The following is a 21,762-nucleotide window of genomic DNA, read 5'->3' on the forward strand; positions in this document are numbered from 1 at the left end:
TGCCGGCTATTCCGCCAGCGCCCATGTCAGCCTGCCCATGGTTTCATAGCCTTGCTGGAACAGCCGGGCAAGAAAATCCCCGGTTTGCGGCAATACCACGGCCAGCAGGATCAGCCCGACCAGCAGGCTGATCGGAAAGCCGACGGCGAATACCGACAACTGCTGCGCCGTGCGATTCAGGATGCCCAGCGAGAGGCTGATGGTGAGCAGGATGATGATGAGCGGCAGCGCCAGCAGCATGCCCGATATCATGATCTGTCCGCTCCATTCGAGCAGCACGCCCCAGCCATCCGGGTTCAGGCGCGGCTGGCCGATGGGGATCAGCTCGAAGGTATTCAGCAGCCCGCCCAGCACGAGCAGGTGGCCGTTCATGGACAGGAACAGCAAGACCGCCATGACATTCATGATGCGCGACAGTACCGCGGTATTCGCGCCGGTGGCGGGGTCGAAGAACGAAGCGAAGGAAAGCCCCATCTGCAGGCCGATGAATTCTCCGGCGGTCTGCACGGCGGCGAAGACGATGCGCATGACGAGGCCCAGGGCGACGCCGATCATGACTTGCTGCGCGCTGATCATCAGGCCGGCGAAGGATGCCGTGGGCGCCTCGGGCATCGGGCCGATGGCGGGGGCCACGGCGATTGCCGTCATGGCGGCCAGCCCCACCTTGACGCGCGCCGGTATGGCGGAGTCGCTGAACAACGGGGCCGTTCCCATCAGGCCCAGCAGACGGAAGCATGGCCAGAGAAAGGCATTGATCCAGCCGTAGAGCTCTTCGAGCTGGAAGGAAAACATGGCGCGCCTGCTCCCGGAACCCCGGCTCAGGAGGCCAGGGTCGGAATCTGCTGCAGCAGATTGCGGATGTAGTCGACCATGGTGCCTATCTGCCACGGGCCGATGACGGCCAGAGCAATCCCGACGGCCAGCAGCTTGGGAATGAACGACAGCGTCATTTCATTGATTTGCGTGGCGGCCTGGAAAATGCTGATGACAAGGCCCACGACCAGCGTCACGAGCAGCAGCGGCCCGGCCATGAACAGCGTGGTCTTCATGGCCATGTAGATCAGGGACATCACGTATTCTGAAGTCATGGGGCCTCTCAAATGTAGAAGCTGCGCGCCAGCGAACCGAGCAGCAGATGCCAGCCATCCGCCAGGACGAAGAGCATCAGCTTGAACGGCAGCGAAATCGTGACGGGCGGCACCATCATCATGCCCAGCGACATCAGCACGCTGGCGACAACCAGGTCGATGATGAGAAAGGGAATGAAGATGGTAAAGCCGATCTGGAACGCGGTTTTCAGTTCGCTGGTAATGAACGCGGGCACGAGCACGCGCAGCGGCGTCTGTTCCGGACTGTCCACGGGGGGAAGGTCAGCCATCGAGGCGAACAGCAGCAGGTCGGCCTCGCGGGTATGGTGCAGCATGAATGTGTGCAGCGGCTGCGACGCCTGCCGCAGGGCGGTTTCGAAATCGATCAGCCCCTGGCTCAGCGGCTGGTAGGCCTGGGCGTAGATCTGGTCGAAGACCGGCGACATGGCGAAGAACGTCAGGAACAGCGCGATGCCGATCAGTACGGAATTGGGCGGCGATGCGCCCGTGCCCATGGCGTTGCGCAGCAGGCTCAGTACGATGATGATGCGTGTGAAGCCCGTCATCATCATCAGTATCGCGGGCAGGAAGGACAGCAGCGTCAGCAGCAGCAGTGTCTGCATGCTGAGGGAATAGGTCTGGCTGCCGTCCGCGCCCGGGGTGGCCGTGATGGCGGGCAGCGCCTGCGCGGCCGCGTCCTGCGGCAGAAGCGCCGCCAGGAGCAGGGCGAGAAGCAGGAGCCACGGCTGCGCCCGGTGCGGCGGCCGCGTGCTTGCCGCGCTTTGGAGCATGATCATTCAGGCGCCTCGCTGCAGTACCGCTTTCAGGGCGCCGGCGAAAGAGGAGGAGAGCTCGGAGGCGTCGGCGCGCTGGACCTGTTCGGCAGGCAAGGTATCGAGCAGGGTGACCTGGTGCGCGGTCACGCCCAGGACCAGGCACCGCCCGCCGACCTCGACCATGGCGAGCTGGGCGCGCGGCCCCAGGCTCTGGGTGCTGACAAGATGCATTGGGCGGCTGGATCCTCCGCGCACCCAGCCGATGCGGCGGACCATCCATGCCAGCAGGAATATCAGGGCAAGAATGGAAATCAGGCTTGCCGAGATCCTGAGAATGTCGATTTCAGCCATGTCGCGAGGGAGTTCCTAGCGTTTGCTGTTCAGGCGGCTGATGCGGTCGGACGGGGTGATGATGTCCGTGACGCGGATGCCGTATTTCTCGTCCACGACCACGACTTCGCCCTGGGCGATCAGATAGCCGTTCACATAGATGTCCATGGGCTCGCCGGCAAGGCCGTCGAGCTCGACGACCGATCCCTGGCCAAGCTGCAGGATGTTCTTGATGGTCAGCCTGGTGCGGCCCAGTTCGACGGAAAGCTGGACCGGGATGTCCATGATCATGTCGATGTCGCTGGAGCCCTGGGCGGCGGTGTTGCTCAGGGGCTGGAAGACATGCTGAGCGGAGGAAGGGCTGGAGCCGCCGACGGGGCCGGTTGCTGCGGTCTGTTCGGCCAGGGCCGAGGCCCAGTCGTCCATGGGGTCGGCCGCGGGCTGCAGGCCGTCCGCCTGGGTGGCCGCCGGGCCGGCGGCGCCTGCCTGTTCCGCCAGGGCTGCTGCCCAGTCGTCTTCCGGTATCGCGGCGCCGTCTTCGGGCCGGGAGGGATCTTGCTTGTGATCAGTCATGATTGGCAACTTGCGGCTGTTCGTGTTCGGTGGATTCTGTGCTTGCCCGCTTCAGCGGCTGTTCGTCCGTATCGGAATGGCGGATGACGCGCTGGACGCGCAGGGCGTACCTGTTGTTGAAAGTCCCGTAGGTGCATTCGAGAACAGGAACGCCGCCTACGTTGGCAGTGACCGTGGAAGGGATGTCGATGGGCAGGACGTCGCCCACCTTGAGCCGGAGCAGTTCCGACACCGTAGTTTCGATGCTCGTGAAATCGACGGCCAGTTCGACATCGGCGCTGCGGACCTGGCGCGACAACTGGTGCGTCCAGCGCTGGTCGATGGCGCCGCTGCCGGCGGATTGCAGCGGACGCGTCAGGATGTCGCGCAGCGGCTCGATCATGGAGTAGGGCAGGCAGATGTTCAGGTTGCCGCCGGCGGTGCCGAACTCGATATTGAAGGATGCGACCACCACGATTTCGTTGCCGCTGGTGATGCTGGCGAACTTGGTGTGCATTTCCGAGCGGATGTACTCGAACTCCACCGGGTACACGCTTTCCCAGGCTTCGGCGTAGCTGTCCAGGGTCATGGAAAGCAGGCGGCGGATGATGCGCTGCTCCGTCGTGGTGAAGTCGCGGCCTTCCACGCGGGTGCTGTAGCGGCCGTGGCCGCCGAACAGGCTGTCGATGACCAGGAATACGAGGTTGGGGTCGAACGTGAACAACGCCGTGCCGCGCAGCGGCTTCATGGTGACCATGTTCAGGTTGCTTGGCACCGGCAGATTGCGCTCGAAATCGGAGTATTTCTGCACGCGCAGCGAGCTGACGGTGATGTCGGCGTTGCGCCGCATGAAATTCAGGAATACTCCACGCAGTCGCCTGGCGAAGCGCTCGTTGATGAGCTCCAGCGTCTGCATGCGGTGGCGCACCACTCGGTCCGGGGAACTGAGATCGTACGGCCGGACGCCGCCCGGGTAGACAACCTCTTCCGGTTCCTGCGTGGTTTCTCCCGTGACGCCCGCGAGCAGGGCGTCGACTTCATCCTGGGAGAGAAAACTCTGGTAAGACATTATTGCACCACGAATGCGGTGAATAGAACGTTTTGTATCGAGGGGCCCTGGGGCTGCGGCAGATAGGGAGCTTCCAGCGCATTGCTGAGATCCTGCACCAGCTTGGCGCGGCCCTCGGTGGTCTGGACCTGCACTGGATGCTGTTCGGCAAGCCGGCTGAGCACGCGATCGCGGACTTCGGGCATGTAGGTCGTCAGCACCTGGCGCGAGGCTTCGTCGGTCACGCGCAGCGTGATGGCCACATGCAGGATGCGGCTTGCGCGCTCATTGCGCAGCGTGACGGTGAACGGCTCGAGCGAGACGAAGATGGGAGGGGGAGGCGGAGGAGTCACAGCCGCTTGCGCGGACGCCACTGAAACGCCGTCGTTGCCGGCATTGAGCGGCTGGGCGCCCGTCTGGGTCGTATAGTAGAGCGTCGCCCCTATGCTGGCCGCTACGATGAGCAGGACGACCAGCATGGACTTCAGGATTTTCGAGAATGATCGGGATTCGGATTTGGCCATGACCTAGCGATTGCGGAAATGGTTGGGGTTGCCAAGTGCGGAGATGCCAGAACGCCGCATTGCAGGAATGTGCCATTTTGACCCAGCGCATCGGCGGCATACTGCCGGAATAATGGGACGAATGCCCGCCTGCTCCATTGTTTGGCCGCGCACCATGGCTGGCCGGAGCCGCGCGTGGTGAGTCACTCCCGCCTGCAGTCGGGAGCTTCCTCGCCACCATACGGGGGAGCCTTCGGCGCCGTATGAGCACAGCCTCGCTTGACCTCGCCGTAAACGGCGAGGCTTGCGCTTTGGCGCGTGGTCAGGCGAAGGTATCGACGAGCGCATTGGGCGCCGCGGCGCGATTCGGGACTGGCTGCGGCAATATGTCCGTAACATCGCCGTCGGAAGCGGCGAAAACGCCGGAGCGTTCATCGCCTTGCTGCTGGAAAAACTCGGCCTGCCGCGGGTCCTGGTCGTTGACGCTGGTCTGGCCAAGCGAGATGCCGGCCTGAGCCAGCTGTTCCTGGAGCTGCGGCAGGGCCTGTTCCAGCGCCTGGCGCACCGGCGCGTGGGCCGAAACGAATACCGCATGGGCGACGTTGTCGGAAAGCTGGATCGAGATGCGCAGCGGACCGAGATCCGGGGGATCCAGGCGCAATTCAGCGACCTGCGTGCCGTGATTTCCGCCGGATTGCAGCAGGTGCAGGAACTGCTGGCCCATGGCCTGGGGCCACTGCGGATGCTGCAGCGGCACGGTAATGGCCGGCGCCGAAGCGGGGCCGATGGCGGAGGAGACCTGCGGCTGGATGGAGGCCAAGCCTGCGGCCATTGCGGCAGGCAGCTCCATGCCGGCTTGTGTCGATGCTGCGGGCGCGGCGAAGAGCGCATCCGCCTGCTGCGCCTGGAACATTGCCTGGGAGGAAAGCGTGCCGCTGGACGGCTCCGACGCCGCTGCGGCGGCCTGCGCGGACCCTGCCTGCGCCGGGTGGCGGCCGGCTGCGCCGCGCCCGGCTGCCGCATTGAGACCCTCCGCGAAAGCCGGGCGGCCGTTGGCCGGCGCCGTGGATGCGCGCTGTTGCTGCGCGGCCGTCAGGACCGGCTCGAGTCCGGGATCGGCGTCACCTGCGCCGGGTTCGACGACAGGCGGAGTCTCCGGAGACGCGGAAATATCGATGCTCCTAAGGGGGGCATCGTTGGCGTTCGATGCCGCGACGATATTGCCGCGCGCCCGCTTGTCGCCGGACGGCTGGGCATTCTCCCGGAGCGTTTCCTGCGGGCCGAGCAGGCTGGCGGCCTGTTCGGCGATGGCCAGGGCCAGGCCTGGCAGCGCGAGATCTTCGTCGTCGGCTTCAGTGCCTGCCGCGTCCTTCAGCTTGCCGTCCTTGCGTTCCGTCGCGCCCTGTTTCGCAGGGGACGTCCGGTCGACGGCGCGGTCGCTAAGCGATTGGCGGCTGCCGGACAGGGCGTCTGAAAATGCGTTGCCGGCATTGTCCTCCCTGGCGGCATTGGGCGCCTGGCCGTTGGCGGCGGGGAGAGGGCTGGCTGTCAGGATGGGCACTGTCATGGCTGGCTTTTTTCCGCTTGCAGTCGCGCGCGATGATAAAGATTGATGCTGGCTTCGTCGTTGCGGCGCTGCTCGTTCCGGTTTTCGATGATTTGCTGCTGATTGCGATACCGTTCCTGCAGCGTTTCGTAGGAGTTCAGGCGCCGCTTTTCGCTGAGCCAGTTGCTCCGCTGGCCATCGAGCCTGGACTCCAGTTGCTGTATGGATCTATTTTGCTGCGCAATCGCTTCGTCCAAAGTGGAGATGAAGCGCCTGAAATTATGATAATTCGAGGCGGACATGCCAGAGGCGCCGGCCTGCTGCATGCGCAAGGCGTAGTCCTGGCGATAGGATTGCAGCATTTCCAGCTGGCTGCCGGCGTCGGCCCGGGCCTTGACCAGTGTCTGCAATTCCCTGGCGGCCTGGTCGGCCGTGGTCTTCGACAGGTCTATCAGTATGGGGAGCGCGCTGGTCTTTTTCATGACTGTCCTCCGGCCTCGAAGAGCTGTGCCAGCTCTTCGGTGGCGTTGGCGTAATCGATGGATTGCGATATGCCCTGCTGCAGATAGGCCTCCAGCCAGGGATGGCGGGAGATGGCCTCGTCGATCTGCGGATCGTTGCCCGGCGCATAGGCGCCGACGGCGATCAGGTCGCGCGTGCGTTCGTAGCGGGAAAGCAGGCGCTTGAACCGGTGGACCCGCCGCAACTGTTCGGGCGGGACGATCATGGACATCACCCGGGAGATGGAAGCCTCGATATCGATGGCGGGGTAGTGCCCGGATTCGGCCAGGTGGCGCGACAACACGATGTGGCCGTCCAGGATCGCGCGCGCCGAGTCGGCGATGGGATCCTGCTGGTCGTCGCCCTCCGCCAGTACTGTATAGAAGGCCGTAATCGATCCAGTGCCTGCGGTGGTCTGGGCGCCGTTGCCCGCGCGTTCCACCAGCGCGGGAAGCCTGGCGAACACGGAAGGGGGATAGCCTTTGGTGGCGGGAGGCTCGCCGATGGACAGGGCGATTTCGCGCTGCGCCATGGCGTAGCGCGTGAGCGAGTCCATGATGAGCAGCACATGCTGGCCCTGGTCGCGGAAGTACTCGGCCAGCGCAGTGGCGTAAGTCGCACCCTGGATGCGCAGCAGCGGCGAGGTGTCGGCGGGGGCGGCGACCACGATCGCGCGCTTAAGGCCGTCCTCGCCCAGGTTGTGCTCGATGAATTCCTTGACCTCGCGGCCGCGCTCGCCGATAAGCCCTACGATGATGATGTCGGCCTTGGTGTATCTGGCCATCATGCCGAGCAGCACGCTCTTGCCGACGCCGGAGCCTGCGAACAGGCCCATGCGTTGCCCCCGGCCCACCGTGAGCAGGCCATTGATGGCGCGTACGCCGACATCCAGCACGGTATCGATCGGCGCGCGCGCGAGCGGATTGATGGGCGGTACCATCAGGGGCGCGGCGTCGGTTTCCGGCAGCGGGCCGAGGTCGTCCAGCGGGCGGCCGGTGCTGTCCAGCACGCGCCCGAGCAACTGCCAGCCGGCGGGCTGGCTGCGCGCGATGGAGATGGTGGGCTGCAGTTCGTTGCCATGGCGGGGCAGCGGCAGCGGCGAGGATGCCGCCGTGTCCAGGGCGGCTACGCGCGCGCCCGGCTGCAGGCCGGTGGTGTCCGATAGCGGCATCAGGTATAGCGTGTCCCCGTCGAAGCCGACGACTTCGGCTTCGGCCCATTGGCTCTTGCGCGACGGCATTTCGATGCGGCAGCCGGAACCGACGGACAGGCGCAGCCCCGTGGCTTCCAGGATGATGCCGGTGGCGCGCGTGATGCGGCCGGTGATGTGCAGGGTTTCGGTTGCGCGGACGCGTTGCAGGCCCAGGCCGAGCTGGGCGCTCCAGCGCTCCGCGGGCGTGCCCAGCTGGCCCTGGTTCAGCATGGCGGCTGCGGCGGCAGTGTCGCCGGATGACCGAGGGCGGCCACCGCGCGCCGCCAGCGTGTGGGAAGCGTGGCGTCGATGGAGCCCAGGGCGGTATGCGCGGTGCATCCGCCCCGTTCGACATGCGTGTCGGGAATCAGGCGCCAGCGTTTGACGCTGGCGTCGTCGGCCAGATACCTCTGCAGCAGTGCGTGGTCATCCGGATGCGCGTGGATCACCAGCGCCGCGTCGCTGTCGCCGTGCAACTGGACGATTTCCCTGACCACGGGCAGAAGAGACTCGGGACGCGCGGCGATGGTGTCGCGTATGACCTGCTCCGCGATGCCGATGGCCAGTCCGACCAGGCCTTGCCCGAGGTCTTCCTCGATGCGGGACAGCGTGCCGGCGAACGCGGAGGCTAGCGTTCGCAGCGCGTCGGCTTCTTCCCTGGCCCTGGCCTGGCCTTCCGCGTAGCCGGCTTCATATCCCTCGGTCCTGCCTTGCGCATGGCCCGACTGGCGTCCCTCTTCTGCTCCGGCGGCCTTGCCTGCGGCAAGCCCTTCCGCGTGTCCCTCGGCGTAGCCGGCTTCGTGGCCGCGCTGGCGTGCCTGCTGTTCCAGCGCCTGCAGGCGCAGCGCGACCTGCGGGGCGTCCGCAGGGTCGGGTGCGGCGAGAGAAGGGGGAGGTTCGGGCGGCTGGAACGAATCCATCTCCCAGCGGCGCCATGCGTCCCGGGACAAGGTGTGCGCCTGCGTGGCCGGACGCTCAGACATACTCGTCGTTTCCCTGGTTGCCGAGTGTGATCTGGCCGTCTTCCGCCAGCTTGCGCGCTACCTGCAGGATGTTCTTCTGCTCCTGCTCCACCTTGGACATGCGCACCGGTCCCTGGGCCTCGATGTCGTCGCGAAGAATCTCGGCTGCGCGGTTGGACATGTTCTTGAAGAACTTGTTGCGCAGCTCTTCCGGAGCGCCTTTCAGGGCGATTGTCAGGGAAGATGTGTCGATTTCCTTCAGGATGAGCTGGATGGCGCGGTCTTCCACATCGATCAGGTTGTCGAAGATGAACATCTCGTCGACGATGCGCTGCGCCAGCTCCGCGTCTATGCCGCGCAGATTGTTGACCACGGCCTCTTCGTCGGCCGTGTTCATGAAGTTGAGGATTTCCGCCGCGGTGCGCACGCCGCCCATCTTGCTGCGCTTGGCGCTCTGGCCCGAGAGCATATTGTTCAGCACGTCCGTCAGCTCGTTGAGCGCCGTGGGCTGTACGCCGCCGAACGTGGCGATGCGCAGCATGACGTCGTTGCGCAGGCGTTCCGGCAGCAGCGCCATGACGGCGGATGCCCGGTCGCGCTCCAGGTGTACGAGAATGGTGGCGATGACCTGAGGATGCTCGTCGCAGATCAGTTCCGCGACGTTGCTGGCATCGAGCCAGTTAAGCGCGTCGATGCCAGCCGCGCTTTCGCTGGAATCGAGGATGTCTTCGATCAGGCCCGCGGCGCGGTCCGTGCCCAGGGCCTTGGTCAGCACCGAGCGGATATAGTCGTCGGAACCGATGGTCACCGCCATGAACTGGTCGGCTTCCTTGCGGAACTCTTCCAGTACGGTATCGACATCGCCGCGCGTGATCTGTTTCAGGTTGGCCATGGCGGCCCCGATCTGCTGGACTTCTCTTGCACTGAGATATCGGAAGACTTCGGCGGCAGCGTCCTCTCCCAGCGACAGCATCAGGATCGCGCACCGGTCGATTTCAGCGATTTCCATTCTTTTCCATCCATGTGCGCATGACCATCGCTACAGCGCGGGGATCCTTCTCCGCCATCTGGCGCGCAGTATTCAGATTGTCCTCGTAGCGGCTGATCTCGGACGCGCGCCGCTCGGCCTGCGCCTTTTCCTCGAGCAGCGCGTCGGCATTGCGATCGACGGCGGCGGGCGGCGCGACGCGGGGAGTCAGCAGGGAATCGAGTATCGGCTTGGCGATTTTCCGCCATGCGAACAGCAGGGCGATGGCGATCAGGAGATACTTGAGCGCAAGGATAGCCAGGGCATGCATTTCAGGGTCTTTCCACACGGGCAGGGTATCCGGCGTATCGTTGAACTGGCTGTTGACGACGCTGACGGTATCGCCGCGATCGGCATTGAATCCCATGGCCTGGCGCACGATGCTTTCGATCTTGGCCAGGTCTTCCTCGGAAAGCGCGGCGAGCGTGCCGTCGGCCTGCTCGCGATAGTTGACGACCACGGCGGCGGACAGCCTTTGTATCCGTCCGGTGGGGTCCTTGACGTGGCTGATGGTGCGGTCGAGCTCGTAGTTGGTGGTGCTGTCGCTGCGCGTGTTGCGATTGGTGGCGGCTGCCGGGGTTGCTCCAGGGCCGGCCTGGACGGTGTCGGCTGGAGCGGGCGCATCGACGGGCGCTACGGGATCGGCTGGCGGCTGATTGCTCAAGGCGCCGGGCACGCCCTGGGCGATTCCCGGGCCTGCCTGCGAAGACGCGCTGAGCTGCTGGCTGCGGATGGCCGCCTCGCCGGGATTCTGGTTGGGACGGTAGACTTCGGAAGTCTGTTCGCGCTGGGAGAAATCGATGTCGGCGCTGACCTGCGCGCGCGCATTGCCGGCGCCGACCAGCGGAGTCAGCAGCGTCATGATGCGCTCGACCGTGCGCTGTTCGACATCGTGGACCATGTCGCGCCGCAGGCCGTCGCTCTTGGCCTCGCCGGAGGGCTGGGTCAGCAGGCGGCCGTTCTGGTCGACGATGGAAACATTTTCCGCCGACAGGTTGGGAACGCTGGACGATACCAGCCAGGCGATGGCAGCCACCTGGTTCTGGTTCAGGTGTCGGCCGGGATACAGGTTGAGCAGCACTGACGCGGTGGGAGCCTGGCGCTCGCGGACGAACAGGGTTTCGCGCGGGATGGCGAGATGGACCCGGGCTTTCTGCACCGAATGCAAGGCTTCGATGGAGCTGCCGAGCTCGCCTTCCAGGCCGCGCTGGTAGGTGACCTGTTCGCTGAACTGGCTGGCGCCGAAACGGGCGTTGTCGAACAGTTCGAAGCCGACCTGGCCGCTGCGCGGCAGGCCCTGTTCGGCCAACTGCAGCCGGGTTGCATGGACCTGCTCGGCGGGAATCAGGATGGCGCCGCCGTTTTCGGAGAAGCGGTAGGGGATGTTCATCTGCGAGAGGGCGCTGACGATTGCGCCGCCATCGCGGTCTTCCAGATTGGAGAACAGCACCCGGTAGTCCGGGCCACGCGACCACAGCAGCAGGACGACTACGAGCGCCACCAGCGCGGCCAGGGCGCCGATCTGGTAGTGGCGCGGCAGGTCGCGCGCCTTGGCAAGCGCGGGAAAGCGGGATAGCAGTGCGGCCTGCTCGCTCATCGGCCGCTCCGGCGAAGTGGCGACGCGCCTTTCCCTGCCTCGGCTTCAAAGCCGCGGTTTGCGATTTGGCGTGTGGACGGGATCGGCGGGTAGTGTCGATGGAACAGGATAGGCATGCTGCGGGTTCATCCGGAAGGAGCCTGCATTATTGCCAGTAAGCCGTCGGCGCCAATGGTCGAAAAGCGCTGCTTTTGGGGCTTATTTATGCTGAATGCTCGCGCTTGCCAGCGGGGCCGGGCCTTTGCGGGGAAGGCGGAAGTGTGGCGGCCCATGGCGCGCTTTTGTCCAAACGGATGAAAACCGCCCGGTTTCCCTGATTGTTGCCGCGCTTGGCGATGCCGACCGGGCATTACCATTGCGGTACAGTCGTCGTGGATATCCGCTGCCAGCGGGTTCTGGGGCGGCAACCGGTTTTCCCTCCGCCGCAAGGGCGGCATCTTCCTGTCATCGCAATGTCCATCGACCGTATCGCCACCATCGAATCCGTCCTGCAGCAGATGCGCGCCCTGACGCAGGCGGCCCAGTCGTCCTCTTCGGCTGGCGCTGTCTCGCAGACGGAGCAGGGCGGCTTCGCCGCGGAGCTGCAGCGATCCCTGCGCCAGGTTTCCCAGATGCAGAACGCGGCCTCCGGGCAGGCAAAGGCCTTCGTCGCCGGCGAGCCGGGCATCGCCCTGAACGATGTCATGATCGATATGCAGAAGGCCGGCATCGGCTTCCAGACCACGGTCCAGGTGCGCAACCGGCTGGTCGCCGCCTATCAGGAAATCGCCAGCATGCCTGTCTAGGTTTTCTTGTCTGTTTCCGACTCCAGGGAGTAAAGCCACGCCAGCAGCTCGGCAACGGCGATATACAGTTGCGGCGGAATCTGGCTGTCGAGCCTTACCTGCATCAGCAGCCCTACGAGCTCCGGGGATTCGTGCACATACAGCGAATGCTCCTTGGCCGTGCGTATGATGGTTTGCGCCACGGTGCCATATCCCTTGGCCACGACCCTGGGAGCACCGTCGGAAGGGTCGTAGCGCAGGGCGACGGCTTCGGAGCGCGGAGGCGTGGCGTCGCTCATGGCGCAGTCCCCCGGGCGTCGGTCGTGTCCGTAATGTCCAACTGGCTGAGCTGCATGCCCGAGGCTGAAAGCCGCGCGCGCAACTGGCCCGCCTGTTCGGAGAGTAGCGCGGCCGATTCGGGCGCTTCGATCCGCATGACGATCTGCTGCCCGGCCAGCGTCAGCCTGGCGTGAACGGACCCCAGTCCAGGCAGCTCCAGCTTCAGTTTCGTGGCCCAGCTGTCGGGCGCGTCGGAAGCAGTATCATCTTGCCCGGCATTCCTGCGGACTTCCCATTCCATGTCGGCGTCCGGCCAGACTTCGCCGCGCCAGGCAATCGATTGATTGGCCAGGACTTCCAGCTGCTGGCGCACCAGCACCTGTATTTCCGCAGGCATGGCGCCCGGCTGCGCGGCCTGATGGGCGCCGGATGGCTGAGCTTGAGGGCTCGTATTGCCCGGGGAGGATTCCGGCGGCGGGGCGGAGGCGGCCTTGAGCGCCTGGTGCTCGGATTGGGGGACAGGCAGCTGCGCCTGCGGCTCGGCGCGCAATTCGGCGACAGTGCGCTGCCCGGAAAGCAACTGCGCCAGATGCGATTCGTAGAAAACCCCGCTGTTGCCGATGGCCTGGGAAAGGCTCTGGACCAGGGCGCCGGCCAGCGAACCCGGGGGGCCGGCCTGGAATTGCGCCGTCGTTGCTCCGGCGGCCGTAGCGGGCGCCGGCGAAGGCGGCATGGGCTGGCCGGTGGGAGGCGGCGTCTGCGCCGCTTGCGACGGGACCGGATTGGGAAGCTGGTGCGGGTTGCCGACCAGGGGCTGGCGCGAGGCGATGGCGGCGTTTCCGGCGTAGTTATTCAGCAGCTCGAGTATGATGCGCGCCGCGCTGCCCAGCGTGGTGGGAGCGGAGCTTGTCGCTTGTGTTGCCGTGGGGTGGCTGGCCGGTGATCCGGAGGATGCGCGCGCCGTGGCGGCCTGCCTGCGGTGTTCTACCTGGCCGATCGTGCGGTTGAGGTTTTCCTGGGGGTGGCGGACCGTATCGTTGCGCACGGGATCGGCGCGTTCGGGAGAGCCGGGTTGGCTGACGGCATCGGGGCGCGCGCCCGATACCAGGTTGGCCTGTTGCGACAGGGTGGTGCCGAGCACGGCGTCCAGCCGTTGCACCAGCAGCGTTCCCAGGGCCGATGGCGCGCCTCCGATGCTCATGGTCAGGATTGCGATGTCTTGTAGGCCTGCACTGCGCCGCGCTGCCGCTTGATGTCGCCCAGCAGCGACGCCAGCCGCTCCATTTCCGGCATTGCCAGTTTGCGTATGCTGGCGTCATTGTCGAGGATCCGGATCAGGTATTCCCTGCGCGCGTCGGTGGCGTTGTTGTCCAACGGCTCCAGGTTGCGCAGGGCTTCCACGGCTTCCTGGTAGGCATCGCTCAGGGCGATGACGTCCGCCCACTGATTCGCATAGGCCTTTTCCAACATCTGGCTGGTGATGTCGGCGATTGTCTTGTAATACTGCAGGATGGGGGGGCTGGCGCTCATGGCATCAGAGGATTGGGAGGCGGGTTGCAAAAGCCAAGGCTCCAGAAAAGACGGCTAACGGCATGGGCGGAACGTTGGAAGCGCGGCCCCGGGCGCGGCGAGAATCATGCGCCCGCTGTCTGCTCGATGGGCTTTGGGGTCATTGTGGCTTCGTGCCACGCCTGGCTGACGGTGCCGAGCATTTGCTGCGCGATTTCCAGGCTTTCCCGGCTGTTGTTCAGGTTGGCCAGCAGCAGGTGGCGAATGATGAGATCGTAGCTTGCAACAAGGCTGGAGGCGACTTCGCCGCCCGCTTCGCGGTCGACGCTGGCCTTCAGGCCGGAATCCACGATGTCGATCGCCTTCGATATGGTCAGGCGGCGGCCTTCGTGGTTGTCGTGCTGCATGTACAGCGCAGCCTTGCCCATGGCGGCCAGGGCGCCCTGCATCAGCAGGGAAATGAGGCGTTCGGGCGTTGCGCTGAGGACTTCGGTCTCCAGTCCGATGCTGGCATAGGACTGGGCGGAGCGCTGCCGCGTGGTGCGTGGTGCGTATGACATCATGGCTTACTTGGAGGATTCCTTGCCGAGGTTGCTTAGCATGGACAGTTGCTGCGTCAGGTAGGTGCTGAGGGAGTTCATCTGGGCCAGGGTCTTGTCCAGGCCGATGAACTGCTGGCGATAGGCTTCGATGGTGGCGTCGATGCGTTCGGACGTGGACTGGAACTGTTTTTCGAGCCGTTTGAGCGCCTCGGTGGAGCCTTCCTGGGCGCTGGCGATATAGCCGTCGGAGCGCAGGAACGGATCCGCCGCGTTGGTAATGGCCTTGGTGAGGCTCTTGTCGCCGACGAACAGGTTGGTGATGTCGCCCAGGTTCTCTTTGAGCGCCTTTTCCAGTTTTTCGCTGTCGACCTTCAGGGTGCCGATGGTGTAGTCGTCGGTGACGATGCCCAGGTCGGACAGGGAGCGCATGGCGCCGGAGTCCGTGGAGAAGCCGATGGCCTCGCGCATCTGGCTCTGTACGCGGCGCGCCAGGGAGTCGCCGGTCAGGGCGCTGCCTTTTTGTGCTTCCGTATCGTAGGTCGTCAGGTTGCGTATGGTGGTCTGCAGGCTGTTGTAGGCCTTGACGAAGGCGTTGACGGCGGTGGTGGCGGCGGTGTCGTCGCGGGACACGGTGATCGTGACGGGGTCGGCGCTGGCCTTGGTCAGCGTCAGCTTGACGCCTTCGATGACGTCGTCGAGCTGGTTGCTCTGGCTGGTGATGGCGATACCGCCGTTTTCAGGGGATCCGTTGACATAGACGCTGGCGTTGACGGCCGCCTGTTCAGTGAGCGAGTGCGTGCCGCCGCTGCTGAAGCCGATGAGGCCTTGCAGCTCGCTGTTGCCGGAAACCGAGATTTCGGTGACGGCCGCGTCGGTGCCGGTGGTTCGCGAGGTCAGCATGAGCCGGAAGGGCGCATCGCTGCCGTCGTTGATGATGGTGGCGCTGACGCCGAGCTTGTCGTCGGCGTTGATGGCCTTGACCAGGTCGTTCAGCGAGGTGCCCTTGCCGGAAAGGTCGAGGGTCTGGACCGTGCCGTCGCCGAGGGTGATCGAAATGCTGCCCCCGGATCCGATGTTGCTGGTGCGGTCGGCCTGTCCCTGGGTGGTCAGGCTTTGCGCGGAAGCCAGCGTATTCACCGTCAGGCGGTATTGCCCGGCAATGGCCTTTTCGGAGGTGCTGACGCCGATGGCTTCGCTGTTGCTGCTGGATTTCATGGCGCCGATCGTACCGGGCTTGCCGAGCTGTTCCGCGGCGTTCTTGAAGGCCTCGAGCGCGCTCTTGATGGTGCCGTAGGCGGAAAAGCGATTGGTTTCCTGGATCTGGCGGTTCTGGACGAGTTCCAGGGCGACGTTTTCGCTTTTGCGAAGATCGCTGAGGATTTGCTCGATGGGAAGGCCGGAGCCCACGCCGATACTGGAAATTGCCATTTGTGTTTCTCCTGCGGATATTTTCGTTGCAATTGAGCCAATGCAATCCCGCCGATAAACGCCAGATCCAAGGGCTCATTGCGCATTTGGGCTGTTTCCCCCGGAAGCGCCGGCCGGGGCGGGGAGTGTCAGGCCTGGGTGTCGACCGTATTGCCCTGGAACTGGACGATCATCTTGGCGATGCGCAGGACCGCATCCGAAGGAACCGTACGGATGACCTCGCCGGAGGCCGAGTCGATGATCGAGATGACGACCCGCTGGGCGTCATCGTCGATCTCGAAGCGCATTCCGGTGGACCAAGCCTGCATTTCGGAGTTCAACTGTTCGATGGTCTTGTCGAGCGACTGATTGCCGGACTGTTCCTGGGATGAGCCATTGCGATTGCCGGCCGTGGGGTTGCTGTTCGTGGTTTCGACGGTGGGTGGAACCGAGATCGCGGAATCCGGCGCGACGAAGGGATGTCCTGTCTCGGGAACGGCGGGATTGCCTGCGAATGCTGCCGGTCCGATGGCAAGTGGTTGAACCATGGGTGACGCTCCTGTGTCTGGTGGCTGCGGGCGCATGCAATTCCTGCGCCTGGATTTCCGGTGGGGTGCGGCTGGCGGGACCCCGCCGTACACTGCCTGGGCCCTGTAACGGCAGGCTTGGGCGCATCTTTAGCCTGCTGCCGCCATAAATGCGGGAACAGCGCGTGGATTCCTTGCTTTATCGCTTCAATATACGGGTGAGGCCTGGCGGATAATCAAGCATCCATTCATCCACGATTCCAGCATGGCCGTCTCCGAAGAAAATCGTCTGATCGCACAGCATGCGCCGCTGGTAAGGCGTCTGGCGCTGCAGTTGCTGGCCAGGCTGCCCGCCAGCGTGGAGCTCGACGACCTGATCCAGGCGGGCATGATGGGCTTGCTGGACGCCATCAGGCGCTATCAGTTTTCCGCGGATGCCCAGTTCGAAACCTACGCCATCATGCGTATCCGCGGCGCCATGCTGGATGAGCTGCGCAGCCAGGACTGGCTGCCGCGCAGTGTGCGGGCCAAGGCGAAATCCATCGAGCAGGCGATACAGCGCCTGACGCACCGCCTGTTGCGCCCGGCGCATGAGCACGAAATCGCGGAAGAGCTGGGAATGTCGCTGGAGGACTACCAACTGCTTCAGGATGATGCGCGCGGCGTGCAGATATTGCACTATGAGGACCTGGCGCGCGGCGACGAGAACAAGCCCGATCCGCTGGGGCACCTGATCAGCGGCGATGACAACGGTTCGGATACGCCGCTGGGCAAGCTGATGTCGCAGGCGCTGCGCAAAGCTGTCATTTCCGCCATCGATGCCTTGCCCGAGCGGGAGAAGCTGGTGCTGTCCCTGCACTTCGAGCAGGATCTCAACCAGAAGGAAATCGCCAGCGTGCTGGGCGTGACGGAAGGCAGGGTCTCCCAGCTGAAATCGCAGGCGGTGCTCAGGATAAGGGCTGCGCTGACGGACAAAGCCTGGGATGTCCACCCCGGCGCCGCCGATCTGCAAATGATACTTTAGGGCGGATGCCGATCCGCCCTCCAGAGGGGTGGCTGCCCCGCTTCAGATGCCTGGCGAGGCGGTTTGCAGGCGCCGCGCCGAGGAAGGTTTGTTCGCGACGGCGGCATGCGCCGACACTTTCTCCGGATATGCCTTGCGGGCGGCCAGCACTTCGATAGTGCGCTTCAGCTTGAGACTGTCTTCCGACAAGTGCTTTGCCGCCGTTCCCAGTTCCTGGACCAGGCGGCGGTTTTCCCCGATTCCCGCATCCATGTACTCGATGGCGCCGCGTATTTGCGCCAGTCCGGAGGATTGCTCCACCGAGGCCGACGATATCTGGTCCATGACTCTGGATGTGGATTCGACCGATTGCATGATGTCCTGCATGGTCTGGTCCGTCGCCCGCGCCTGATCGGCGCCTTGCGATATTCTGTCGACGGATTCGTCGATCAGTGTCTTGATCTCCTTGGCTGCCTGGCTGCTTTTGTGGGCAAGGCTTCTGACTTCCCCCGCGACGACGGCGAATCCTTTGCCGGCGTCGCCGGCGCGCGCCGATTCGACGGCGGCATTCAACGCCAGGATATTGGTTTGAAAGGCGATGCTTTCGATCATGCCGATGATCTCTCCCACCTTGCCGGAACTTTCGCGGATTCCCTGCATGGTCGCGATCAGCTCCGTCATGGCGTCTTTGCCGCGTTGCGCGGTCTGCATACAGGTATCGGCCAGCCGGTTTGCGTGCAAGGCATTGTCCGTATTGCGGCCGACGGCGGCCGTGAATTGCTCCATGCTGGCGACAGTCTGCCGGATCGATTCCGCCTGCTCGTGCGTGCGCCGCTCCAGCTGCGCATTGCTCTGGTTCAGCCCGGCGGCTGTCCGGACGGTGGAGTCCACGCCGGCATTCACATTGCCCGAGATATCCATCAGGCTTTTGCGCATGATGTCCAGATAAAAGTACAACTGCTGCATCTCATTGCTGGCATTGGTGCGGATATCCACCGCGAGGTTGCCTGCGGAAATTTGCCGGGCGATAGAGGCGATGTCGTCCAACGGCTTCAGAATGCGCCGGGCGGTACGCCAGCCGTACAGGCAAAGACCTGCGGCGGGAAGACCCAGCAGGAGCGCCAGCCATATGCCGGGCGCGGCTTCCGGCGCTTGCTTCTGGCCGAGATGCCAGGCGGCGCCGGCAAGCAGGAGAAAACCGCCCATCAGGCGGAACAGCGATGCCCCTAGGGTAGGACGGAAGGGCGCGGCCAGCCGAGACAGAAGGCGGCGCCAGCCGGTCTCGGTCTTTCTGCCGCGATGGATGATGTGGCCGCCGGATCGCCCCGCGTTGATGCGGGCGTAAAAGGATTCGGCATCGCGTATCTGGGCTTCGGAGGGTTTCACGCGCACCGAGGCGTAACCGGTGACTTCACCATGTTCGACGATGGGCGCGACGCTGGCCTGCACCCAGTAGAAGCCGCCGTCTTTTCTTCTGTTCTTGACCATGCCCAGCCAGGGTTCGCCGGATTTCAGCGTCTGCCACAAATCCCCGAAGGCTTGAGGCGGCATGTCAGGGTGCCTGACCAGGTTGTGCGGCTGGCCTATGAGTTCTTCGTAGGAAAAACCGCTGACCTCGACGAAGGCGGGGTTGGCGTAGATGATGCGGCCTTTCTTGTCGGTTTTCGAGATCAGGTACTGATCCGGGCGCATGACGGTTTCGTTGTCTGTGACTGGCAGGTTCTTCCTCATGAGCTCTCTTTGGCGCAGCTTGAATGGCGGCGTGGTTTCGGACGGGTATCGATGGAGGAGCGAGGGTCGATCCCGTACGTGCCGATGGTTGTAATAAAAATATTGATTTATTAACGTTAAGTATTGATTTTTGTATGCCCAGAGTCAATAGCATTATGCAAATAGAGGGTTTCCACCAAGCAAAAAGCGCATGCCAAGGCATGCGCTTCTGAAAACATCGTTGTATGGCGACAAGCGGCTTATGTGCCGCTTGCGGACGCCGTCGCGATGGACGACGCCCCTTCGCGCGAAGTTCAGTACAGTACGCTGGGCAGCCAGAGGCCGATGCCAGGGAACATGTACAGGATGACGATGGCGAGAACCTGGATTGCCATGAACGGCATCATGCCCAGGAATATCTGGTTCAGCGTCACGTGCGGCGGCGAAACTCCCTTCAGGTAGAAGGCGGACATGGCTACAGGAGGCGACAGGAACGCAGTCTGCAGGTTCAGCGCGACCAGAAGGCCGAAGAACAGCGGATCGATCTGGTAGTGCGCCAGCAGCGGCAGGAAAATGGGCATGAAGATGATGATGATCTCCGTCCATTCCAGCGGCCAGCCCAGCAGGAAGATGACTATCTGCGCCAGGATCATGAACTCGATGGGAGTCAGATCCATAGACAGCACCCAGTTGTTGATGATTTCCTGGCCGCCCAGCAAGGCGAACGCCGCAGAGAAGATGCTGGAGCCCACGAACAGCCAGCACACCATGGCGCTGGTCTTGGCCGCCAGGTAGACGGACTCCCTGACCATGGCGTAATTCAGCCGTCGGTAGGCCAGCGCCAGCAGCATGCCGCCCAGCGCGCCCAGCGCCGCCGCCTCGGTCGGCGTGCACAGGCCGATGACTATGCTGCCCAGCACGGCCAGAATCAGGATGGTCAGCGGGAAGAAGGAGCTGAGCAGCATCTTGAAGATTTCCAGCCGGGCGAAGGTCAGCATGGCGTAGTAGGCCAGCATGGCCAGGCTGCCGATGGCGAAGAAGATCCAGAAGGTGGTGGACGCGGGACGGCGTTCCGCCTTGGCTTCTTCCGCGACGGCCTGGGCCTCGGAGGTTTCCGCGCTGGATTGCGCAAGAGGCTCGGCTCCGGGCGGCTCGGCCAGGCCGGACGACTCCATGGGCGGTTCCGCCAAGCCGAATTCGACGGGAGGCTCTTCCAGGCCGCCAAAACTGCTGCCGCTGTCGAAAGAGTCGAAGCCCAGTTCCTGCAGATCATAGGCCTGCTCCTGGATCGGCCTGGTCTGATTGTGGTAGCTGGTGCCCGCGATGGCGAAGAACAGCAGGGCCGGCAGCAGGGCGATGAGCAGGTTCTTGAAAAGCACGCTCATCGGGACGTTGATGTTGCGACGGCCTTTCATGGCGCTGATCAGGCCCGGGACGGCGCGATTGGTGATCGTCTCCTTGATTGCCTGGGCGTAATCGGGCAGCGGTACGCGGCGGTCTTCTTCGGACAGCGGAGGCGCGACGCTCGGGCGCAGTTTGGCCAGGATGATGACGTACAGCATGTAGAGGACGGCCAGCATCAAGCCAGGGAAGAAGGCGCCCGCGTACAGCTTGACGACGGAAACGCCGGCGACGGCGCCGTACAGAATCAGCAGCACCGAGGGCGGCAGCATGATGCCCAGGCACCCGCCCGCCGTGATGGAGCCCGCCGTGAGCTGCACGCTGTATCCCGCTCGCAGCATGGCGGGCATCGCCAGCAGCCCCATGAGCGTGACCACTGCGCCGACGATCCCGGTCGCGGTGGCGAAGATGGCGCAGGTGGCGATGGTCGCCACCGCCAGCGACCCCGGAATCCTGGCCAGGGCAAGGTGCATGCCCTGGAACAGGCTCTGGATAAGGTTGGCGCGTTCGACCAGATAGCCCATGAAAATGAACAGGGGCACGGCGATCAGCACGTCATTGGTCATGACGGCGTAGGTGCGCAGCACCATCAGGTCCAGGGTCTGCTGGATGGCCAGATTCGTGCCCATGTCGCGGTAGGCAAGCAGGGTGAAGATGACCCCCATGCCCATCAGGGTGAAAGCAGTGGGAAAACCCAGCATGATGGTGACGACGATGAGCGCCAGCATCAGCAGGCCGAGGTGACCGTTGGTCATGTCGGCGGGCGCCGGCATGAAGATGATAATGCTCAGGACGATGCCGATCAGGATCGTCAGACCGAACCAGACTTCTTTCCTCATGGCTGGTCTCCTTTCTTGTTTCCTTCCTGTTCGGTGACGTAGACGTCCAGCTTCTTGATGTCGTCGCTCTTGACATCCACCATGTCCATGAGCTTGTCCACATCGACTTCCTCGACGTCCTTGTCGCGGCTGGGCCAGTATCCGAGCTTGAGGCAGCGCACGCAGTGCACGATTTCCACGAAGCTTTGCAGTAGCAGGCAGAAGCCAGCCAGCGGGATGACGGCCTTGAAAGGATAGATGGGGGGGCCGTCGGCCGTGATGTTCGAGTGCTCCTGGATGGCCCAGGATTCGGCGGCGTAATAGTAGCCGGCCCAGAACATGGCGATGACGCCGGGCAGAAAGAACAGGAAGTAGAGGGTGAGGTCCAGGCCTGCTTGCAGGCGGGGAGGGAAGAAGCCGTAGAGAACGTCGCCCCTGACGTGGCCGTTCTTGGACAGCGTATAGGCGCCCGCCATCATGAACAGGCCGCCGTACAGCATGTTCATCACATCGAATGACCAGGCATGCGGCTGGGACAGGACGTAGCGGGAGAATACTTCGTAGGAAACAAACAGGGTCAACGCCAGGACAAGCCAGCCGAACAACTGCCCTATCCAGGTATTGAACCGGTCGATCAAGACCAGAATATTCTGCATGGTAGTTTCACCTTGCTGCTAGTG

General features: G+C 63.9%; 24 protein-coding genes. 2 read left to right on the forward strand and 22 right to left on the reverse strand.

What is annotated here, in order from left to right; all coding sequences use genetic code 11:
- Window positions 1-6: 6 nt before the first annotated feature.
- The 13 genes from fliR to fliF all read right to left on the reverse strand — a co-directional run bounded on the left by fliR (window position 7) and on the right by fliF (window position 11,122).
- Window positions 7-792: a flagellar biosynthetic protein FliR gene (gene fliR, locus EV686_RS08940; protein ID WP_132475835.1), complete on the reverse strand. Its 786-nt coding sequence runs from the start codon at window positions 790-792 to the stop codon at window positions 7-9.
- 26 nt (window positions 793-818) lie between these two features.
- The gene (gene fliQ / locus EV686_RS08945) at window positions 819-1,088 is read right to left on the reverse strand and encodes a flagellar biosynthesis protein FliQ (RefSeq protein WP_132475838.1); all 270 of its coding nucleotides are present in this window, start codon (window positions 1,086-1,088) and stop codon (window positions 819-821) included.
- Window positions 1,089-1,096: 8 nt separating this feature from the next.
- Window positions 1,097-1,885: a flagellar type III secretion system pore protein FliP gene (fliP, locus tag EV686_RS08950; protein WP_132475841.1), complete on the reverse strand. Its 789-nt coding sequence runs from the start codon at window positions 1,883-1,885 to the stop codon at window positions 1,097-1,099.
- Window positions 1,886-2,215, reverse strand: coding sequence for a flagellar biosynthetic protein FliO (gene fliO / locus EV686_RS08955; protein ID WP_132475844.1), 330 nt, complete (start codon window positions 2,213-2,215; stop codon window positions 1,886-1,888).
- Between the two features lie 15 nt (window positions 2,216-2,230).
- Window positions 2,231-2,767 (reverse strand): flagellar motor switch protein FliN, encoded by a 537-nt coding sequence (gene fliN, locus EV686_RS08960; protein ID WP_132475847.1) that lies wholly within the window; start codon window positions 2,765-2,767, stop codon window positions 2,231-2,233.
- Window positions 2,760-3,815, reverse strand: coding sequence for a flagellar motor switch protein FliM (fliM, locus tag EV686_RS08965; protein WP_132475850.1), 1,056 nt, complete (start codon window positions 3,813-3,815; stop codon window positions 2,760-2,762). The genes fliN and fliM overlap by 8 nt, the downstream gene beginning before the upstream one ends.
- On the reverse strand, window positions 3,815-4,318 hold the full coding sequence (locus EV686_RS08970) for a flagellar basal body-associated FliL family protein (RefSeq protein ID WP_132475853.1): 504 nt from the start codon (window positions 4,316-4,318) through the stop codon (window positions 3,815-3,817). Before EV686_RS08970 ends, fliM begins: the two co-directional genes overlap by 1 nt.
- A gap of 301 nt (window positions 4,319-4,619) precedes the next feature.
- Window positions 4,620-5,864 (reverse strand): flagellar hook-length control protein FliK, encoded by a 1,245-nt coding sequence (locus tag EV686_RS08975; RefSeq protein WP_132475856.1) that lies wholly within the window; start codon window positions 5,862-5,864, stop codon window positions 4,620-4,622.
- Window positions 5,861-6,325, reverse strand: coding sequence for a flagellar export protein FliJ (fliJ, locus tag EV686_RS08980; protein WP_132475858.1), 465 nt, complete (start codon window positions 6,323-6,325; stop codon window positions 5,861-5,863). Before fliJ ends, EV686_RS08975 begins: the two co-directional genes overlap by 4 nt.
- Complete coding sequence (gene fliI / locus EV686_RS08985) at window positions 6,322-7,767, reverse strand: flagellar protein export ATPase FliI (protein ID WP_132475861.1); 1,446 nt, start codon at window positions 7,765-7,767, stop codon at window positions 6,322-6,324. Before fliI ends, fliJ begins: the two co-directional genes overlap by 4 nt.
- Window positions 7,761-8,519 carry a flagellar assembly protein FliH gene (gene fliH / locus EV686_RS08990; protein WP_132475864.1) on the reverse strand — a complete coding sequence of 253 codons (759 nt, stop codon included), beginning with the start codon at window positions 8,517-8,519 and terminating at the stop codon, window positions 7,761-7,763. Before fliH ends, fliI begins: the two co-directional genes overlap by 7 nt.
- Window positions 8,512-9,507: a flagellar motor switch protein FliG gene (gene fliG / locus EV686_RS08995; protein ID WP_132475867.1), complete on the reverse strand. Its 996-nt coding sequence runs from the start codon at window positions 9,505-9,507 to the stop codon at window positions 8,512-8,514. The genes fliH and fliG overlap by 8 nt, the downstream gene beginning before the upstream one ends.
- Window positions 9,494-11,122 (reverse strand): flagellar basal-body MS-ring/collar protein FliF, encoded by a 1,629-nt coding sequence (fliF, locus tag EV686_RS09000; RefSeq protein WP_132475870.1) that lies wholly within the window; start codon window positions 11,120-11,122, stop codon window positions 9,494-9,496. Before fliF ends, fliG begins: the two co-directional genes overlap by 14 nt.
- Window positions 11,123-11,574: 452 nt before the next feature.
- Here fliF and fliE point away from each other — a divergent pair, with 452 nt between their 5' ends.
- Window positions 11,575-11,907 carry a flagellar hook-basal body complex protein FliE gene (fliE, locus tag EV686_RS09005; RefSeq protein WP_132475873.1) on the forward strand — a complete coding sequence of 111 codons (333 nt, stop codon included), beginning with the start codon at window positions 11,575-11,577 and terminating at the stop codon, window positions 11,905-11,907.
- Here fliE and EV686_RS09010 read toward each other — a convergent pair.
- From EV686_RS09010 to EV686_RS09035, 6 genes are all read right to left on the reverse strand, one after another.
- Window positions 11,904-12,185, reverse strand: a complete 282-nt coding sequence (locus EV686_RS09010; protein ID WP_132475876.1) for an EscU/YscU/HrcU family type III secretion system export apparatus switch protein — start codon at window positions 12,183-12,185, stop codon at window positions 11,904-11,906. The two genes, fliE and EV686_RS09010, sit on opposite strands and share 4 nt — an antisense overlap.
- Window positions 12,182-13,366, reverse strand: coding sequence for a flagellar hook-length control protein FliK (fliK, locus tag EV686_RS09015; RefSeq protein WP_132475879.1), 1,185 nt, complete (start codon window positions 13,364-13,366; stop codon window positions 12,182-12,184). Before fliK ends, EV686_RS09010 begins: the two co-directional genes overlap by 4 nt.
- A gap of 2 nt (window positions 13,367-13,368) precedes the next feature.
- Window positions 13,369-13,695, reverse strand: a complete 327-nt coding sequence (locus EV686_RS09020) for a flagellar protein FliT (protein ID WP_132475882.1) — start codon at window positions 13,693-13,695, stop codon at window positions 13,369-13,371.
- A 104-nt stretch (window positions 13,696-13,799) separates the two neighbouring features.
- A complete protein-coding gene (gene fliS / locus EV686_RS09025) occupies window positions 13,800-14,237 on the reverse strand; it encodes a flagellar export chaperone FliS (RefSeq protein ID WP_377747986.1) in 438 nt (145 codons plus the stop codon).
- Window positions 14,238-14,240: 3 nt separating this feature from the next.
- Window positions 14,241-15,644, reverse strand: coding sequence for a flagellar filament capping protein FliD (fliD, locus tag EV686_RS09030; RefSeq protein ID WP_132475885.1), 1,404 nt, complete (start codon window positions 15,642-15,644; stop codon window positions 14,241-14,243).
- 128 nt (window positions 15,645-15,772) lie between these two features.
- The gene (locus EV686_RS09035; RefSeq protein WP_132475888.1) at window positions 15,773-16,171 is read right to left on the reverse strand and encodes a flagellar protein FlaG; all 399 of its coding nucleotides are present in this window, start codon (window positions 16,169-16,171) and stop codon (window positions 15,773-15,775) included.
- Window positions 16,172-16,415: 244 nt separating this feature from the next.
- Here EV686_RS09035 and EV686_RS09040 point away from each other — a divergent pair, with 244 nt between their 5' ends.
- Window positions 16,416-17,174 (forward strand): RNA polymerase sigma factor FliA, encoded by a 759-nt coding sequence (locus EV686_RS09040; RefSeq protein WP_132475891.1) that lies wholly within the window; start codon window positions 16,416-16,418, stop codon window positions 17,172-17,174.
- Between the two features lie 42 nt (window positions 17,175-17,216).
- On the opposite strand, the gene EV686_RS09045 is transcribed toward EV686_RS09040, so the two are convergent.
- The 3 genes from EV686_RS09045 to EV686_RS09055 form a co-directional block, all read right to left on the reverse strand.
- Window positions 17,217-18,884: a methyl-accepting chemotaxis protein gene (locus EV686_RS09045; protein ID WP_132475894.1), complete on the reverse strand. Its 1,668-nt coding sequence runs from the start codon at window positions 18,882-18,884 to the stop codon at window positions 17,217-17,219.
- A gap of 293 nt (window positions 18,885-19,177) precedes the next feature.
- Entirely contained in the window at window positions 19,178-21,103 is a 1,926-nt protein-coding gene (locus EV686_RS09050) for a TRAP transporter large permease (RefSeq protein WP_132475897.1), read from the reverse strand.
- Window positions 21,100-21,738: a TRAP transporter small permease subunit gene (locus EV686_RS09055; protein WP_132475900.1), complete on the reverse strand. Its 639-nt coding sequence runs from the start codon at window positions 21,736-21,738 to the stop codon at window positions 21,100-21,102. The genes EV686_RS09050 and EV686_RS09055 overlap by 4 nt, the downstream gene beginning before the upstream one ends.
- Between the last annotated feature and the right edge of the window lie 24 nt (window positions 21,739-21,762).

Origin of the sequence: Paracandidimonas soli (genome assembly GCF_004342005.1) — a bacterium.
GTDB lineage: Bacteria > Pseudomonadota > Gammaproteobacteria > Burkholderiales > Burkholderiaceae_B > Paracandidimonas > Paracandidimonas soli.

Bases quoted from the DNA above. Each gene is read 5' to 3' on its own strand.
- fliR (WP_132475835.1), bottom strand. From the start codon at position 792: ATGTTTTCCTTCCAGCTCGAAGAGCTCTACGGCTGGATCAATGCCTTT.
- fliQ (WP_132475838.1), bottom strand. From the start codon at position 1,088: ATGACTTCAGAATACGTGATGTCCCTGATCTACATGGCCATGAAGACC.
- fliP (WP_132475841.1), bottom strand. From the start codon at position 1,885: ATGATCATGCTCCAAAGCGCGGCAAGCACGCGGCCGCCGCACCGGGCG.
- fliO (WP_132475844.1), bottom strand. From the start codon at position 2,215: ATGGCTGAAATCGACATTCTCAGGATCTCGGCAAGCCTGATTTCCATT.
- fliN (WP_132475847.1), bottom strand. From the start codon at position 2,767: ATGACTGATCACAAGCAAGATCCCTCCCGGCCCGAAGACGGCGCCGCG.
- fliM (WP_132475850.1), bottom strand. From the start codon at position 3,815: ATGTCTTACCAGAGTTTTCTCTCCCAGGATGAAGTCGACGCCCTGCTC.
- EV686_RS08970 (WP_132475853.1), bottom strand. From the start codon at position 4,318: ATGGCCAAATCCGAATCCCGATCATTCTCGAAAATCCTGAAGTCCATG.
- EV686_RS08975 (WP_132475856.1), bottom strand. From the start codon at position 5,864: ATGACAGTGCCCATCCTGACAGCCAGCCCTCTCCCCGCCGCCAACGGC.
- fliJ (WP_132475858.1), bottom strand. From the start codon at position 6,325: ATGAAAAAGACCAGCGCGCTCCCCATACTGATAGACCTGTCGAAGACC.
- fliI (WP_132475861.1), bottom strand. From the start codon at position 7,767: ATGCTGAACCAGGGCCAGCTGGGCACGCCCGCGGAGCGCTGGAGCGCC.
- fliH (WP_132475864.1), bottom strand. From the start codon at position 8,519: ATGTCTGAGCGTCCGGCCACGCAGGCGCACACCTTGTCCCGGGACGCA.
- fliG (WP_132475867.1), bottom strand. From the start codon at position 9,507: ATGGAAATCGCTGAAATCGACCGGTGCGCGATCCTGATGCTGTCGCTG.
- fliF (WP_132475870.1), bottom strand. From the start codon at position 11,122: ATGAGCGAGCAGGCCGCACTGCTATCCCGCTTTCCCGCGCTTGCCAAG.
- fliE (WP_132475873.1), top strand. From the start codon at position 11,575: ATGTCCATCGACCGTATCGCCACCATCGAATCCGTCCTGCAGCAGATG.
- EV686_RS09010 (WP_132475876.1), bottom strand. From the start codon at position 12,185: ATGAGCGACGCCACGCCTCCGCGCTCCGAAGCCGTCGCCCTGCGCTAC.
- fliK (WP_132475879.1), bottom strand. From the start codon at position 13,366: ATGAGCATCGGAGGCGCGCCATCGGCCCTGGGAACGCTGCTGGTGCAA.
- EV686_RS09020 (WP_132475882.1), bottom strand. From the start codon at position 13,695: ATGAGCGCCAGCCCCCCCATCCTGCAGTATTACAAGACAATCGCCGAC.
- fliS (WP_377747986.1), bottom strand. From the start codon at position 14,237: ATGATGTCATACGCACCACGCACCACGCGGCAGCGCTCCGCCCAGTCC.
- fliD (WP_132475885.1), bottom strand. From the start codon at position 15,644: ATGGCAATTTCCAGTATCGGCGTGGGCTCCGGCCTTCCCATCGAGCAA.
- EV686_RS09035 (WP_132475888.1), bottom strand. From the start codon at position 16,171: ATGGTTCAACCACTTGCCATCGGACCGGCAGCATTCGCAGGCAATCCC.
- EV686_RS09040 (WP_132475891.1), top strand. From the start codon at position 16,416: ATGGCCGTCTCCGAAGAAAATCGTCTGATCGCACAGCATGCGCCGCTG.
- EV686_RS09045 (WP_132475894.1), bottom strand. From the start codon at position 18,884: ATGAGGAAGAACCTGCCAGTCACAGACAACGAAACCGTCATGCGCCCG.
- EV686_RS09050 (WP_132475897.1), bottom strand. From the start codon at position 21,103: ATGAGGAAAGAAGTCTGGTTCGGTCTGACGATCCTGATCGGCATCGTC.
- EV686_RS09055 (WP_132475900.1), bottom strand. From the start codon at position 21,738: ATGCAGAATATTCTGGTCTTGATCGACCGGTTCAATACCTGGATAGGG.